We start from the raw sequence: 15,723 nt of genomic DNA, 5'->3' as shown, positions 1-15,723 counted from the left end.
CATCCTCAAATCCAGTTCTTTTAGTGCCCTCGCTATAGAAGACGCTTTGTTGCGTCCAGAAGAGCAGCCAAAAAATATAGTGATCCACCCCCTACCCAAAGACCGAAAGGACGTAGCGGAACTTATTTCATCTATACTATCTATGGCGCACGGCGAAATTTCGGGTATCGGAGGGTTCCTATATCTCTATCAAATTGCTGAGCACCTTATGGAGCTACACTTCGCTGAACTTGTGCAGTCGGCATTGCGGCAGAGCCTGCCGGCATGGAAGCTAAAGAAAAAACTAACCGAAGCGACTTCGGAATCCGCTCGACTTCGGCAAATAGCACGAAGAGCGTCAGATAACGGAGCCAACATGCTAGTATTTGACTCCCTTGGCACGGCCTGCAATGATTTACTTAAGTCTTGCGACGCGGAAAGAGATGCTGATAGCAACACATGGATTGATTCTATGTATGGTGTTCGAAATCTACTCGTACACAATCATCTTTCGATCATTCGCTCCAACTCAAGTTCGAAACTTGAACAGATCAATTCTCTTTTGCATCGGGCCATGTTGGAAATGATATTCAAATATTGATTTACAAGCTGGCCGGGCAGCCAAGCCCACCTTTAGTCCATTGAAGATTTTTTTGAATGGACAGTCGCCGCGCCGCCGCGCAACGTTTCCAGGTCGACGCTCTGACGACGTGGCACAAAGCACAGAGATTCTCCGCGTCAAAGCCGCTGCGCCCGTAGCACCAGCGTAGCACCGCCCGAATCGCCAACGCCAAAAGCCACCCGAAGGTGGCTGCTAAAACGTTGTAATTGTTTGGTAAATTTGGTTGCGGGAGTAGGATTTGAACCTACGACCTTCAGGTTATGAGCCACAGCGAACGAACCATGAACGACCCCTCAAAACTGCGCTATTCTTCGCATTTTCCGTGGCTTGCAGCACCCTCCCCCGCATCGTCCCTACGCCGGATTTCGCCATAAACCGCAGCGAACCCTTCCCTCTTGCTTCCACTATGCTTCCACACAGGCAAAGGTTGATGTTCCGGTAGCAGAGCAATCATCTCATTTTTCGTCGGCCGCAGGACAGTGCGTTCGTTCGACCATCACCCAGCGGATCACTGCTTTAAACCCAAGCCTGGCGCGTTTGAAATTTTGGCATTTCGTGCCCGCAGCATACCACAGGTCGATAACGGCCCAAAGCGACCGGTCGAGCCGTTCAAAATGCCGCGGTGCAACTTTCCCTGAAGCGGTCATTCGAGCCCCGCGCAGCGTATTGCCGCTGGCAGCCTCGTCGCGGGGCATTCGGCGTGGTCTCTCAGCCCGACCACGCAGACTGTTCACACAGCAGCAATGAAGCACGTTTTCTAATGCGGGTCCCTGTGAAACGCTGCGCATTGTCGCGGCCACCGTAATCAGATCTTGGTCTCTTTGCGAGCGCCGCGCTTTTTCTTCGTGGCCGGGGCGGTTTTCGGAATCGGCTCCTTTACAGGTGCAGGCGCTTCCATATCTAGGCCAAACAAGGCGGCCATATCATCGGTCTTCAGAATATTATCTGGCGACGAAGAAGGTTTCGCAAGTGGCGTTTTAAGGTCGATATTAGCGATTAATTCCTGATGGTTGACCCCGCGTAGAACAAATAGCAGTTCGGGTTGTTGATCAAGACGCGCACCAATGCCGTATACAGTCGCGGCAACATGTTTGCACATGGACGCCCAATCAAGACAGGCACAGGAAAGCTTGATCTCCGAGGGCTTAGGAAACAGTCCCGTACCTGGCTGACACAATCGCTGCAAAACTGGTTTTGACAATTTGCCCTGCAGTAGATCGACCAAAGAGTCGATGCCATTGGCGCAGTCTTCGCGCAGAGCTATCCAATGGGCTTTCGGCAGAGGCTCAATTGATATTTCAACCGTATAAAGCGAAGATCCAGCGACTTTCGCGGTTACCTGTCCAGAGGTGATCTGTAGGTCGACTACCGAGCCGTTACGCACATAGGTACGACCGCGTGGCAGGCGGCTGTTATAATCCCCAAAACTCTCCATGGTGCTGCACCATGCCTTGCCCCAGGCTGTGGTTGCGATCGTGCGACCAGAGATAACAATAGGTGAAACAGGGTGTCCCGCCTTGCGCAGTTTGGCCATTGCCCGTTCAGCTTTTTTTCTGCGTTCAGCCACTGGCACATATCGACCCCACTGCGACATGTATCTTACTCCTTTGAGACCGCTGCAAGATCAAGGGCGACGAGGCGCAGCAAAGCGTCATCGGTCATTTCGGTCAAGTTCATTTCGGCTGATCCACCCAGAACTTCCTCTGATAAGGATTTCTTGGCCTCGATCATAGCATCTATTTTTTCTTCAATGGTTCCGGCGCAGACAAATTTATGAACAAGTACGTTGCGCTTCTGTCCAATACGGAAAGCGCGGTCTGTGGCCTGATTTTCTACCGCCGGATTCCACCAACGATCAAAATGCACCACATGCGAAGCTGCGGTCAGGGTGAGACCAGACCCACCCGCCTTCAAAGACAGAATGAAAAACGGTACATTTTCGTCCTCTTGGAATGCCTTGACCAGTGACTTTCGTGTTTTGACCGGTGTGTTCCCATGGAGCACCAAGCCAGGTCGCCCGAATATTTCGGCTAGGTAGTCGTGAAGCGGTGCGGTTACTTCACGGAATTGAGTGAACACAAGCATCTTGTCCTGCCGAGCAGCGACAACCTCGGCAATTTCGCGAAGACGCAACCACTTGCCGCTATGAGCCTCGTCCCAACCCCCATCATTCAACCATTGCGAGGGGTGATTGCAGATCTGTTTAAGCCGCATGATAGTGGCCAGAACCAACCCCTTTCTTTCAATCCCCGACGCGGTACTTAGCGCCTCGGCCAACTTATCTACGGTCTGGGCGTAGAGCGCCGCCTGCTTGCGGCTGAGCATGCAATGGGCCTTGACTTCGGTCTTGTCGGGCAGATCAGAAATCACCGATGGGTCATTCTTCATTCGGCGCAGGATGTAGGGTTGCACCAATTCCCGCAATGGACCAAAGGCATTGTGCTCACGCGCTGCAAGGGTTTTGACGTAGCGGGAAAACTGCTTATCACTTCCTAGCAAACCAGGATTGATCACATCGAAGATCGACCATAAATCTCCCAAATGGTTTTCAACCGGCGTACCTGTGAGAGCAATGCGTGATTTAGCCTTGATAGACTTGACAGCCTTGGTTTGTTTGGACTTGGGGTTTTTGATAGCCTGCGCCTCATCAAGAACCAGAAACCTCCAGTCTGTGGTCGTCAACACCGGTTGACGTAGCAATGTGCCGTAGGAAGTGATCACCAGGTCAATCTCATTGAAGTCAGAAAGCGTTGTCATTTGATCCTTTGACATCGACGAGGGATGAACAATCTGGGCACGTAGATCTGGGGCAAAACGGTCGATTTCTGCGGCCCAATTCGCCAGCAGAGATGCCGGAGCCACCAGCAGACAAGGGCCTTTGCCCTGGTGCGCCAGTAGCAGCGCCAGCACCTGTATGGTCTTCCCAAGGCCCATGTCATCGGCCAGACAAGCTCCCAGGCCCAACCCGGTCAGCAGGTGCAACCAGTGGACACCGGCCTTTTGATAGGGTCGCAGGCGCGCCTTCAGTTTCACGCCGGGATATCCTTCACTAGAAGGATCGCGCAAATTCTTTAATGTCTCGGCTAGCCATGGGCCCGCAGTGACCTGCGACCACTGGCGCGTAGCTTCGTCAACATCATCTCCCGCAATGGCGGCCCCAGACATCAGGCGCATCGCTTCTGAAAACGACAAACCTTCGCTTACCGCCAATTCTTCAGCTACCTTGAAGCGCTGCATTTCGCGCTCAAGGCGGTCGCGATCAATCTCCACCCATTGCCCCCGCAGCATTACCAGCGAGTCAGCGCAAGACAGCAGAACATTCATCTCCTCATCCGATAGAGTCTCACCGTTCAGTGTGACCTCCATACGGAAGTCCAGAAGCCCGTCCAGCCCAACAGAAGACGGCGTTCCACTGCCGATAGAGGCCGTGACCTTAGGCCGTGTTGGGCGTGCGGCGGCCCAACCTGCGGGCATGCGCAAAACAATTCCGGCAGCACCAAGATCAGGCGCGCTATCCAGTAAGCGCGCAGCATTGGCGGGTGTCCATCTCAAGGGATGGTATATTTCCCCATCCTCTACCATTTCCTTCAACCATGCACATGATTGGCTGGCACGGTTAACAGGGAGTAGCAAATTCAAGAGCCGTGAATGGTCGTCGGCATAGTCATGCAGCGCCTGACCTAACGGCACGTGCCGCGCTTGACCGCTGGCCGCGAGTTCGGTCGTATAGCTGGCCATGAACGCAAAGGGAAAGTCGGGGTCGCCGCGGTTTTCTGCCAAATTGAAATGCACCCTCCCGATTGTGTTCCATGCTGGGTTCAGGGCAGACAGAAAACCCGGTAAGTCCGGCCCCGCTTCTTTCGCTACGGCTGCCACTATCTCCTGCCAAAGACGAGACAGCACATCGGCAGTCACATATTCCGCCCCTTTCATCATCGGCACTGTCGGCACCAAGGCCGCAAGTTCGGCTTCTGGTGGAGAAACATTCGTGCTCGCCTGATGGCACAAGGCTGAAATGGCGCGGCGGGAAAAATTGCGCCACCACGCAAGGTCAGGTGACAAGACCTTGGTTGTGCCGGCGCCCAGACGCAGGAGGCCGTAGCCCGCCCCACGAACAAACGCTTCGACCAGCGGACCACCATCGCCTGTGTCTGCAATGAGGTGCCCATGCGGTGTCAGGCGTAGAGTAAGCGAATTAGTATCAGAGTGATGCCGATGCTGTGCCAATGTAGCGACCTTTTAAACTACAGTGCTTAGACATTGGGTGTCTTGCTGCATGGTTACTTGGACCCCTATTTGGGGTCGATGCCCTTGTTCGATTGGATAGCGCTGATGCACCAAATATTCAATGATCACATTTACTCGGTTAGCCCGGCTGCTGCGGCGGGCCCGATGCCGCAACATTAGGGCCGGGAAATCCTTGTGATCAATGCTGCATAACAGCCCGTGCCAACTTGCAGCGGTTCAGCGAACGCCCTCCTTCCAAAATCGCATGAATGTCTGCTTCCACTTGTCTGAGGGTATGATCGCGCAGGTGCAGCGAATGGCGGCTCTCCGCCCTCCATGTGGCCGACGAGCGTCGGTGGAAATAGCCGAAGCCACCCTCACAGCCATCCATTGGATTTGAACTCGGTCAGATCAACCCCAGGCGGTGCATACCATCCGCCTGCAGCGTATCTGGCACCGAGCTTTTGTGCGGCTTCCTTGTTACCGTAGGGAATACGCAGTGGCGTTTTGGTAGAGTTATCACGCTGCTCTGCCACCGGTGGGTACGTCGCATCCACCAATGCCACACTGGTTTCGGGCTTTCTTGGGCGCTTAGTCGGCTTGGTGGATTTTGTCACTGTTGGTTCAGAGTTTTTCGCAACGGTCTTGCGGCGGCCCTTGCCAGGTTTTGAGCCTTGGTTTTTGTCAATCCATACTGACATAGCGGCAAAGTTCGCCCTGGCTTCGTCAGTTATAGCAACACCTTGCTCCCGCGATATGCTCTCGGCGAATGACAATTGTGCCGGACTTGGTGGTCTTGCTCCAGGATCGCCCACGGCATTCCCGTCAACGCCCTCGGTTTTCCTGGGGGCGTGTTGCTCGAGGAACGCGCGGCAGACCGATCCCGATTTGGTGTAGCCAGCTGGAGGCTTTATGCGTTTCTGGCGAGCTATGCTGTCGGCGAAACGCTTCATCGCGGCTGTTGGTGGCCGTCCGCCGCCCGCGCCATCCGACGCAAAACCGACCAAAGGCGACATACCGCCCGGCGGACCTTCCACGAGCTTGCCGATGATACGCTGGGCAACATCGCAAACGGCATCGATGGCACCAACCATCTCCTGTTTACCGACGACGACATCGTCGAGCAGGCATTCGAGTTGCGCCGTCACGCCTGGGTCAACCAAGGCCGGATCAGCCTGTTGGAGAACAGCAAACAAACTCAATCCGGTTTCGGTGGGCACAATGTTCTTTCCCTGAACAACCAGAAACCCCTGCCGTTTCAACCCTCCGATGATCTCGGCGCGGGTCGCAGGGGTGCCGATGCCCTTGGCTTCCTTCAGCCTGTCGCGCAGAACCTCGTCCTCGACAAAGCGCCAAGCCTGCTGCATCGCTTCGATCAAAGTACCTTCGTTGTAGCGCGGCGGCGGCCGGGTTTCCTTGTCCTCGATGGCAGGATTCCGTAGCCCCGCGGTCTCGCCGTTTCGCATCGGTGGAAGCAACTGCGCGTCGTCACCCTTTTCGTCTGCGGGTTGCCATTCAGGAAATGCCGCGCGCCATCCGAGATCAATGTGTTGGCGTCCTGTAGCCTTGAACGGAAATCGGCCCGCATCAAACGTCGCGGTTGTATGGCGGTAGCGGAAATCTGGCATGACGGCGGCCAGATACGCCCGCGCGATCACGTCAAACAGTTTCTTCTCGTCGGTCGAAAGGCGCGGCCAGACCTCCGGCAAGTTCTTGATCGTGTTGACGTTGGGGATGACCGCATGGTGACTGGCCCCCTCCAATCCTTTGTCATAGAAACTGCCACTTTTCCCCTTACGGATAATCGGCTCCGATGGCACGGGGATGGCGCTGAACGATTTCCCGACTTGCAGTCCAGCGACGACCTGCGGCACATCCGCAATCAGGTTTTCCGGCAGGTAGCGCACTTCGGCACGCGGATAGGTGATGATCTTCTTGCCCTGGCCGTCATAAAGCTCCTGAGCGACCTCCAAAGTCTTCGCTGCGGCCCAACCGAAGCGGGACGCGCAGAGTTTCTGGAGGGACGGCAGATCGTGCAGTTTTGGCGGTCCTTGGCGCTTGTCCTCGACACGCACGTCAAGTGGCCCCTCGAAGTCACGGGCAGCCGCGACCACGGCCTCTGCAACTTCACGTTTGAGAATTCGATCCCGTGGTGCATGTCGCATCTTGAATTCACCGCCCTCGACCGCAACGGTGGCGACGATCTCGAAATAGGTCGTGGGCACGAAATCGCGAATTTCCAGTTCGCGTTTGCAGACGATTGCCAGGGTCGGGGTTTTCACGCGCCCGACACCGATGACGCCCCGCGCGCCCTTGCCAAGGATGACGGTCGCGGTGCGAGTCAGTGACAGATTGTAGATCTGATCGGCCTGGCGGCGCGCAACAGCGGCGGCGTAGAGGCGGGCGTAATCTGAATTGGGTTTGGCCCGATCGAATGACTGGCGTATGGTTTGAGCGTCCTGAGCGGTAAACAGCACCCGCATGACCTGCCCACGATACTTGTAATGTTCGAGGATTTCCTGGCCGATGAGCTGACCTTCCCGGTCGCAATCGGTGGCAAGCCATACCCGCTTGGCCGAGCGCAGCGCCTCACGAATGGCTTTGAGCTTGGCCGCCTTGTTTCCACCTTTTGCTGGCCGTGTGCCGTAAAGTTCCTGGGGGCGCAGCAGAACCGGGGACCAACGCTTCCATTCCGGCACCTCATCCTCTGGTTCGAGCAAGTCGAACAAATGTCCCTCAGCGGGCAGAACCAAGCCGTAGCGAGACCCAATGGCGGCGCGGACGTCTTTCGCCTGGCTGGTTTTCTCGGTGATGACGATCTGATCGGCCATGACGCACTCGTTTGGAATCCAGAATTCCGCCAAGATAGAACGTAAAGTGAACAAATGTCATTCAAAAATTAACCCTTATGAGACTCCACAATGCTAGTGCAGAACCGCAGCGTAATAATCCTTGAGCATTGCCGTCAGGCCTCGGTCAGAGACCAGAACCCATATTTCCGACCATGCTGACTCTTCAACCGGGCAAGATAGGCGACGTGTGTTTCGAGTTCGCCGAAATACTCGATCCTGTCGGCCAGCGCTGCGCATTCGGCCAAGTGCTGGGCGGCATAGCCGTAGCGCTTTGATCTGGCCTTCGACAGTGTGAAGTCGATCATGGCTCTCAAAGCCAACGTGGCGGCAAGTGGGTGGCGCTCCGAGGTAGCCTCAGCTGCGGACACAAGAAATTCGTAGTGGTCGCCGTTGATTTCGGCGTGGCGGTCAATCAGCAACCGGGCTGCGCGGTCTGGCGATGGCCAATCCAGGAAGAAGCCCAAGGCCGGCGTCACGCGCGAGTGGGCGGCGGCGTGGTCCATGGCCCGTTCCTCGGCCTCGATATCCTCGAAGTCGGGAAGCCGCTTTAGAAAATCGCGCAGGTATTCAGAATTTAGAGTGCTCTCAAAACAGCTCCAACGGAAAGCCTGCGCCTCCTCCTTGCGATCAAGCGCCTCAAGCACCTCAAGTCGAGTGTCCTGCCACTCGCGGGGCACCCAGCGGTCGTTGTCCACCTCGGCGCGTTCGATGAAGCCAAGCGCATCCTCTGCCCTGCCAGCGGCCAGCAGGCGCGCCGCTATTTCGGCCGCAATCTTTGGCACCTTCCGCGTTTTTGGATCGTATTGGGCGATGAAGGCATCCACATCGCCCATCGCATCGGCAATGTCCTTCAGCGCCATTTCCACCATGCTTTGCCGGGAGCGCTCTTCCATCTGATGCGCGTAGGTGGTCCCGCCACTGCCATACCCCACTGCCTCCCACTCACCTTTCGGTGGCACGGAAACCGGCGTCGCGGCAATCGCCTCAATCCGCTGCTTGAGATGCGCCAGCCCAACTTCCCCAAGCGCGGGTGTCAGGATGGCGATCAATCCGTCGTACTGTCCGTAGCCGTTGTCGCGCAGGGCATCAATTGCCGCGTCAGCCAGTGCTTCCGGCGGCGTCCTGGCGGCAAGCGCGATCTCGCCCAGCAACACGCAGGCGTCGTGAAACACCTCGATGACGATACCACTGCTGTCATCGCACCGCTCGAACAGCAGTGTTGCGACCTGCATGAATCGCCACAGCAGCGCCAACCCCTCAGCCGGGTCGTCAGGGGCGATCTGTTCCTTGATCGCGCGAAGCTGGCTCTCCAGATCAGTGACGAGGGGCTTGCGGTTCTTCCAGTTCACAAAGCTGCGCGCACGGGCGATGCTGCTCAGGCGCTTGGCCACCTCGCGTCCCGCCTCTTTCGGGCTTTGCGCTCCCGCCAACTCCAGCCGCAATCGCCTCTTGGCCACGGCAGAGCCGGTACTGATTTCGATCAGCAGTTCAGCCAGACGCGCGGCGCCCAGCGCCTCGAGGTTCTTTGCGTTCAGGGTAGTCTTCGATGCCATTGGAAACCCGTATCAATTTACAGCCACACTAACAGCGGTATGCGACGAACGAAACGCCAACACTGATTCGGGGCCAATACCGGTTTGCATTCCGACAGAATGCTCTTTTGAAGCTTGAACGGCTACGCAGTTTTTCATTTTATTACGCAATTTCAATGTGTTCGTTGACTGCGCGCAAATGATAACCACTGTAAGGGCCAGCCATCATCATTGCGCAGGACCACTTATGCCAAAACTGACCAAACGCACTGTCGATGCTATTGAGCCGCAGGCGACGGAGTTCTTCATCTGGGACGAGAGCATTCCCGGCTTCGGGCTACGCGTGATGCCAAGTGGGCGCAAAAGCTTCGTGGTGCAGTATCGCGCAGGGCGACGTCCGCGACGCATGAGCCTCGGGCCAAGTACGGTGCTTACCTGCGATCAGGCGCGCACCCGAGCGATTACGATCATCGCCGCCGTCAAGAACGGCGAAGATCCTGCGGCTGATCGTGCCGCCAAGCGCAATGCCGCCACCGTCAGCGATCTGGCAGAGCGCTTCGACAGGGAACACATCTCGGTGCGCCTGAAAGCCAGCACTGCGAAGGAATATCGCGGCAACCTCAGGCGCTTCATCTTGCCCGCACTCGGCCGATTGGCCCTGCCAGAAATCACCCGCGCCGATGTAGCCAAGTTCCATCACGATCTGCGGCACATCCCCTATCAGGCAAACCGCTGCCTTGAGGTGGTTTCCAAGATGTTTGTGCTGGCCGAGATGTGGGGATTGCGGCCGGAAGGGTCGAACCCGCGCAAGCACATCCGTAAGTACCCCGAAGAGAAACGTGAGAGGTTTCTCAGCGCCGCCGAGTTGCGCAGGATCGGCGAAGTGCTGCGGGAGATGGAAAGCGAGCGTGTGGAGTTGTCATCCGCCATTCTGGCGGCGCGGCTGCTGATCCTTTCAGGATGCCGTCTTGGCGAAATCATGACCCTGAAGTGGGAATACATCGACTTTCACGAGTGCGCCCTGCGCCTGCCGGATTCCAAAACCGGCAAGAAAATAGTTCATCTCGGCGCGCCTGCTGTCGAATACCTGCACGACGCGCAACGCATTGATGGCAACCCTTGGGTCATCACCGGCACGCTGACGGGCAAACCGCTCAGCGACCTGCAGCCGTTCTGGCAACGCGTCCGGGCCCGCGCTGGGGTTAAGGATGTCCGGATCCACGACCTTCGCCATACTTTTGCGTCTACGGCCGTAGCCTCAGGTCAAGGTCTGCCTATGATCGGCAAGCTGCTGGGGCATACGCAGGTGCAGACAACCGCGCGCTATGCTCACCTTGCAGCTGACCCCGTCAAAAGCGCAGCAGACGCCGTCGCGACATCGCTGCGCGAGGCGCTCGGCTAAACTTGCGGGAGCGAATAACTCACGCGCTTAACTCTCTCCCGTGCAGGTTTCCACCGCAGGTGATCGCTTCGAATCATGCGCGGTAGTGAGGGACAGTAACTTACTCTTGGCCTGAAGAGCCGCGCGGTCTGTTCGATCGTGTTCTTGGTGATCCTGCATTCGCGGCTGCGTATCCATCTCGGCCCGCGTATTCCCTCGACCATGGAAAACCTGCAAGATACATAGGGCTAGGCATAACTTCCGAGGTTCCATTGGTAGCCATAGTGGCTATAATGGCTCCTAACCTCGGGGGCGCGTATGCAACGTATGTCAGCACGTGATGCTAAAAACGGCTTTGGTCGCTTGATTGATTTGGCGCGTGCAAGCCCAGTCGCGATCGAGAAGCATGGTCGAGCAGTCGTGGTGGTGGTCGCACTTGAGGAGTATGAGCGACTCGTTGGCGACTTAGGCAAGGAAGATGCGCCCACCAAGGGTGAAGGCAACTCACCGAAGGGTGAGCAATGAATTTGACAGCTTATCACGCCAAATATTTCGCCCACGATCTCACACGCCGCGCTTCTTCCGGGCTGGATCGGCTTTCAATGTCGCTCTTTGATGCTGCCGTCGATCTGAACCCCCATCAGATCGAAGCGGCATTGTTCGCGCTTGAATCGCCCCTTTCAAAAGGTGTCTTGCTCGCCGACGAGGTCGGTCTGGGCAAGACAATCGAGGCGGGAATTGTCCTCTGCCAGTTCTGGGCTGAGCGGAAGCGCCGGCTGCTGGTCATCTGTCCGGCTTCTCTCAGGAAGCAGTGGGCTCTGGAGCTTTCCGAGAAGTTCAATCTTCCATCCCGAGTCCTCGATGCAAAAACCTACCGGGATGAACTTCGGCTTGGCCGGGCTCCACTGAACGAGCCGGGCATTCTTATCGTCTCATTCAACTATGCCAGCGCCTTGCGTGAAGAAATCAGAGCGATTGCGTGGGATTTGGTTGTCATAGACGAGGCCCACAAACTACGGAACGCCTATCGTCCAAGCAATAAGGTTGGTCAGGGCATCCGTTGGGCCACAAACGATTGCCGGAAATTGCTGTTGACTGCGACGCCGTTGCAAAACTCACTTGTTGAACTCTACGGGCTTTCTACGCTCATCGATGAGCACCTATTCGGCGACATCAATGCGTTCAGGGCGCGCTACGCCAGCGCGGGCAGCAGCATGACCGATTTGCGACAGCGGCTTGCGACGTTCTGCAAAAGGACGCTTCGAAATCAGGTCGTCGAATATGTTCGATACACCGAGCGGCGGGCCATCACGCGCCCCTTCACATCGAGCGACGCAGAGCATTCGCTGTATGAGGCTGTTTCGGCCTTCTTGCAGCGCCCCAACAGCTACGCCCTCCCACAGCGCCAGAGGCACCTTACGGCACTTATTCTGAGGAAGCTTCTGGCCTCCTCGTCACTGGCCATCGCAGGCACGCTCGACACATTACGAGCAAGATTAGAAACGCTTCGCGACGAGCAGATCAAGGACGATCCGGAATTTGCCGAGCGTCTTATTGAGTCGGAAGAGATAGAAGACGAGCTGCTTGACGACATTCTGGCAGACGACACCGATCCGGATCCGTCGGAAGCTGACGCGGTGCAGATCGACCGGTCGAAGCTGAAAGAAGAAATTGAACTCCTGGAGCGCCTCAGTTCACAGGCTCGAAACATCCCCGTCGATACCAAAACGGAAACGCTTCTCAAGGCTCTGGACATTGGCTTTGGGCAGATGGCAGAAACTGGCGCTGCACGGAAAGCGGTCATCTTCACCGAGTCCCGCAGGACGCAGGACTATCTCAAGAGCTTCCTTGAGAGCCACGGCTACAAGGGCGAAGTTGTGGTTTTCAACGGGACTAACACCGGTCCTGAAGCGACGCAAATCTATCAAGCTTGGCTGGCAAAGAATAAACTCAACGGACGGTCGTCAGGCTCGCGCGCCATTGACGTGCGCGCCGCCCTAGTCGAGCGTTTTCGCGACGATGCGACGATCCTGCTTGCGACCGAAGCCGCTGCGGAAGGCGTGAACCTTCAGTTCTGCTCGCTGGTCGTCAACTACGATTTGCCCTGGAACCCGCAGCGGATCGAACAGCGGATTGGTCGATGCCATCGCTATGGGCAGAAGCACGACGTCGTCGTGATCAACTTCCTGAACGAGCGAAACGAGGCTGATCGCCGTGTTCTTGAACTGCTGGGCGAGAAGTTCAGCCTCTTCAATGGGGTGTTCGGTGCGTCGGACGACGTGCTGGGCAGTATTGAATCCGGCGTTGATTTCGAGAAGCGCATCCTTGCCATCTATCAGGAATGCCGGACTTCGGACGAGATCGAAGCGGCATTCCAGAAACTCCAGACGGAGATAGACGAGAGCATTCGAGCCCGCATGGACGACACGCGGCGCAAGCTCTTCGAGCACTTCGATGAGGATGTTCACCAGCGGTTGCGAATTCGGCTTGCAGACGCCAACGCTCAACTCGACCGGATCGGCCAGCGTTTCTGGTCATTGACGCGATTCATTCTGGCGGATCGTGCCCGCTTCGATGACGATGCGCTTGCGTTCGATCTCAAGGTCCCGCCGAGCCCCGAGATATCGCCGGGCCGCTACCACCTCATCTCGAAGTCCCAGCCAGAGCCTGGCCACGACCGGAGCGAGGAACAGGGCCAGTTCCTCTATCGCCTGTCACACCCTCTCGGAGAGAAGGTGGTTCAAGGCGGGAAATCGTTCGAAACGCCCGCAGCCATCATTACATTTGATGTCACGAACTACGCGGCGCGCCTTCACGTCGTTGAAGCTCTTCGCGGCAAATCCGGCCATCTCGTTTTGACGCGTTTGCAGATCGAGTCCTATGAGAGGGAGGAGTATCTCCTCTTCTCCGGCTTTGACGAAGATGGCGCGACGCTGGATCAGGAAACCATGGAGAAGCTCTTCGGCTGCTCGGGTCAGGTCGATGCTCAGAGCGATATCCCGCACTCGGTAGCCAAACGACTTGAAGCCGAAGCACATCGTCACGCCAAGGCAACGATCAGCCTCTCCCTTGAGCAGAACAGCGCTCACTTCAACCAGGCTCGCGACAAGCTTGAGAAGTGGGCGGACGACATGGTGCTTTCAGCCGAAAAGGCGCTGGCCGACACCAAGGAACAGATCAAGGTGCTGCGCCGCCAGGCGCGCCAGGCCGTGACGCTTGAGGAGCAGCACTCCATCCAGGAAAAAATCCAAAAGCTGGAGCGCCAACAGCGCCGCCAGCGACAGGAGATTTTCACGGTGGAAGACGAGATCATGGACAAGAGGGATTCGCTCATCGACCAGCTTGAACGCAGGCTCGAGCAGCGGACAGAGACCGAGGCCCTCTTCTCAATTAGGTGGAAAGTAATATGAGTACAGAAACGTCTTTCAAGGGCTCTTCGAATAACCGCACATCGGAGGTGCTCGTCACGTTTTCTCCAAAGTGGAGAGAGCCCTTACTGTCCGGTTCGATCAAATGTGTCCTTCGCAGAAGGTACCCAAAGTTTTTCGTACCTACACGGATGTACCTCTACGTCGCCGCGCCTTTCTCTCAGGTAATTAGCGTATCGAAAATCACGAAAATAAAGGATGTAGATCTTGCTAAAGCCAAGAAACTACATGATAAAACGAGATTGGACGAGATGGAGTTAGTTAAGTATTTTGAGGGGTACAATAATATTGGATGCTACTTTATCGAAGATACGGAAATATTTCAGACCGCTATTAGCCTCGAAACACTAAGAAAAAGTTGGTCATTCTACGCACCGCAGAGCTTTGTTTCGCTATCGCGGGAGGCAGTGCAGTGGTTTGCCGCTGAAGGAACTGCCAACTCTGGATTGGCTTTGAAGCACGGTGACGCGTCGATATCAGTAGGAAAAAATTAGTGACTCAGAAATTTGAAAAGCTGAAAACCCTGCTGAAAGAGCTGTTTCAGCTCGACCAGCCCGATCTTGATTTCGGCCTTTATCGTATCATGCACGCCAAGAGCGCTGAGGTGACGCAGTTTCTCGACAAGGACCTGCTGCCTCAGGTTCAGCAGGCGTTCGGCCTCTACAAGACCGCCGACAAAGCGGAGCTGGAGAAGGAACTCACCAAGGCGATCGAGCAGGCGCAAAGCCTCGGCGCCGATCCCGAAACGCTACCGAAGGTCAAGGAGCTTCGCGCTAAGATCGCCAATGACGCAGTCGACATCGGCGGGCTTGAGAACGAGGTCTACGACCATCTGTTCAGCTTCTTCCGCCGCTACTACTCAGAAGGCGACTTCCTAGCCAAACGCGTCTACCGGCCGGGCGTCTACGCGATCCCCTACGAAGGCGAAGAGGTCAAGCTCCACTGGGCAACCCGTGACCAGTACTACATCAAGACCAGCGAGTACCTGCGCGACTACGCCTTTCGGCTGAAGCCGGACGATGCCGCCAATCCCATGCGGGTGCACTTCCGGCTGGCGGATGCCGCGGAAGGTGAACACGGCAACGTCAAGGCGGCCGAAAGCAAGGACCGCGTCTTCATCCTAGCCACCGAGGATTTCATCGCCGAGGAAGACGGCGATCTGGTTCTGCGCTTTGCCTATCGCCCGGCGACCTTGGCCGACTGGCCGGAAAGCGAACGCGAGGGAAAAAAGAAGCCGCCGGCGCAGAAGGATCTCACGGCCTCAGCGGTGAGGCGCACTCTGGCGGTAAAGGATGCCACCTTCACGTCGTGGATTGCAGAGCTTGGCAAATCCCATGTGAATGTGAACGGCGAACGGCCCGGCCACTCCCGCCTCGAAGGGCATCTGAAGCGCTATACGGCCCGTAACACCTTCGACTACTTCATCCACAAGGATCTCGGCGACTTCCTGCGCCGGGAACTGGACTTTTACGTCAAGAACGAAGTGATGCATCTCGACGATATCGAGAGCGAGACAGCGCCGCGCGTGGAGCAGTATTTGTCGAAGATAAAGGTGATTCGCCGGATCGCCGGAAAGGTTATCGACTTCCTAGCGCAGCTTGAAGACTTCCAGAAGAAGCTTTGGTTGAAGAAGAAGTTCGTCGTCGATACGCATTACTGCATCACGCTGGATTGGATTCCGGAGGAGTTCTATCCGGAGATC

At 56.4% G+C, this 15,723-nt stretch carries 10 protein-coding genes and 1 tRNA gene; 5 read left to right on the top strand and 6 right to left on the bottom strand.

Annotated features, from left to right (window positions below):
• On the top strand, nucleotides 1-580 hold a 580-nt coding region (locus tag ACOI1H_RS18740), incomplete at its 5' end, for a hypothetical protein (protein WP_422439355.1).
• Nucleotides 581-821: 241 nt separating this feature from the next.
• Here ACOI1H_RS18740 and ACOI1H_RS18735 read toward each other — a convergent pair.
• The 6 genes from ACOI1H_RS18735 to ACOI1H_RS18710 form a co-directional block, all read right to left on the bottom strand.
• Nucleotides 822-897 (bottom strand) — tRNA-Met (locus tag ACOI1H_RS18735).
• A 159-nt stretch (nucleotides 898-1,056) separates the two neighbouring features.
• Nucleotides 1,057-1,296 (bottom strand): hypothetical protein, encoded by a 240-nt coding sequence (locus ACOI1H_RS18730; protein WP_422439354.1) that lies wholly within the window; start codon nucleotides 1,294-1,296, stop codon nucleotides 1,057-1,059.
• Nucleotides 1,297-1,406: 110 nt separating this feature from the next.
• Nucleotides 1,407-2,195, bottom strand: coding sequence for a hypothetical protein (locus ACOI1H_RS18725; protein WP_422439353.1), 789 nt, complete (start codon nucleotides 2,193-2,195; stop codon nucleotides 1,407-1,409).
• A gap of 5 nt (nucleotides 2,196-2,200) precedes the next feature.
• Nucleotides 2,201-4,828 carry a DEAD/DEAH box helicase gene (locus tag ACOI1H_RS18720; protein WP_422439352.1) on the bottom strand — a complete coding sequence of 876 codons (2,628 nt, stop codon included), beginning with the start codon at nucleotides 4,826-4,828 and terminating at the stop codon, nucleotides 2,201-2,203.
• 377 nt (nucleotides 4,829-5,205) lie between these two features.
• A complete protein-coding gene (locus ACOI1H_RS18715; RefSeq protein WP_422439351.1) occupies nucleotides 5,206-7,659 on the bottom strand; it encodes a type IA DNA topoisomerase in 2,454 nt (817 codons plus the stop codon).
• Nucleotides 7,660-7,793: 134 nt separating this feature from the next.
• Entirely contained in the window at nucleotides 7,794-9,233 is a 1,440-nt protein-coding gene (locus ACOI1H_RS18710) for a DUF6880 family protein (protein ID WP_422439350.1), read from the bottom strand.
• A gap of 226 nt (nucleotides 9,234-9,459) precedes the next feature.
• Here ACOI1H_RS18710 and ACOI1H_RS18705 point away from each other — a divergent pair, with 226 nt between their 5' ends.
• The 4 genes from ACOI1H_RS18705 to ACOI1H_RS18690 all read left to right on the top strand — a co-directional run.
• On the top strand, nucleotides 9,460-10,614 hold the full coding sequence (locus tag ACOI1H_RS18705; protein ID WP_422439349.1) for a tyrosine-type recombinase/integrase: 1,155 nt from the start codon (nucleotides 9,460-9,462) through the stop codon (nucleotides 10,612-10,614).
• Between the two features lie 297 nt (nucleotides 10,615-10,911).
• On the top strand, nucleotides 10,912-11,118 hold the full coding sequence (locus ACOI1H_RS18700) for a type II toxin-antitoxin system prevent-host-death family antitoxin (RefSeq protein WP_422439348.1): 207 nt from the start codon (nucleotides 10,912-10,914) through the stop codon (nucleotides 11,116-11,118).
• Nucleotides 11,115-14,003: an SNF2-related protein gene (locus ACOI1H_RS18695; RefSeq protein ID WP_422439347.1), complete on the top strand. Its 2,889-nt coding sequence runs from the start codon at nucleotides 11,115-11,117 to the stop codon at nucleotides 14,001-14,003. Before ACOI1H_RS18700 ends, ACOI1H_RS18695 begins: the two co-directional genes overlap by 4 nt.
• Before the next feature lie 511 nt (nucleotides 14,004-14,514).
• A partial coding sequence (locus tag ACOI1H_RS18690) for a hypothetical protein (RefSeq protein ID WP_422439346.1) occupies nucleotides 14,515-15,723 on the top strand: 1,209 nt, incomplete at its 3' end.

The sequence above is a fragment of the Loktanella sp. DJP18 genome (genome assembly GCF_049310965.1).
Lineage (GTDB): Bacteria > Pseudomonadota > Alphaproteobacteria > Rhodobacterales > Rhodobacteraceae > Loktanella.
The sequence above is the reverse complement of the archived record's forward strand: the minus strand, read 5'-3'. Positions and strand labels throughout refer to the sequence as shown.

Coding starts and splice junctions, on each gene's coding strand:
- ACOI1H_RS18705 (WP_422439349.1), top strand. CDS start 9,460: ATGCCAAAACTGACCAAACGCACTGTCGATGCTATTGAGCCGCAGGCG.
- ACOI1H_RS18715 (WP_422439351.1), bottom strand. CDS start 7,659: ATGGCCGATCAGATCGTCATCACCGAGAAAACCAGCCAGGCGAAAGAC.
- ACOI1H_RS18725 (WP_422439353.1), bottom strand. CDS start 2,195: ATGTCGCAGTGGGGTCGATATGTGCCAGTGGCTGAACGCAGAAAAAAA.
- ACOI1H_RS18730 (WP_422439354.1), bottom strand. CDS start 1,296: ATGCCCCGCGACGAGGCTGCCAGCGGCAATACGCTGCGCGGGGCTCGA.
- ACOI1H_RS18695 (WP_422439347.1), top strand. CDS start 11,115: ATGAATTTGACAGCTTATCACGCCAAATATTTCGCCCACGATCTCACA.
- ACOI1H_RS18710 (WP_422439350.1), bottom strand. CDS start 9,233: ATGGCATCGAAGACTACCCTGAACGCAAAGAACCTCGAGGCGCTGGGC.
- ACOI1H_RS18700 (WP_422439348.1), top strand. CDS start 10,912: ATGCAACGTATGTCAGCACGTGATGCTAAAAACGGCTTTGGTCGCTTG.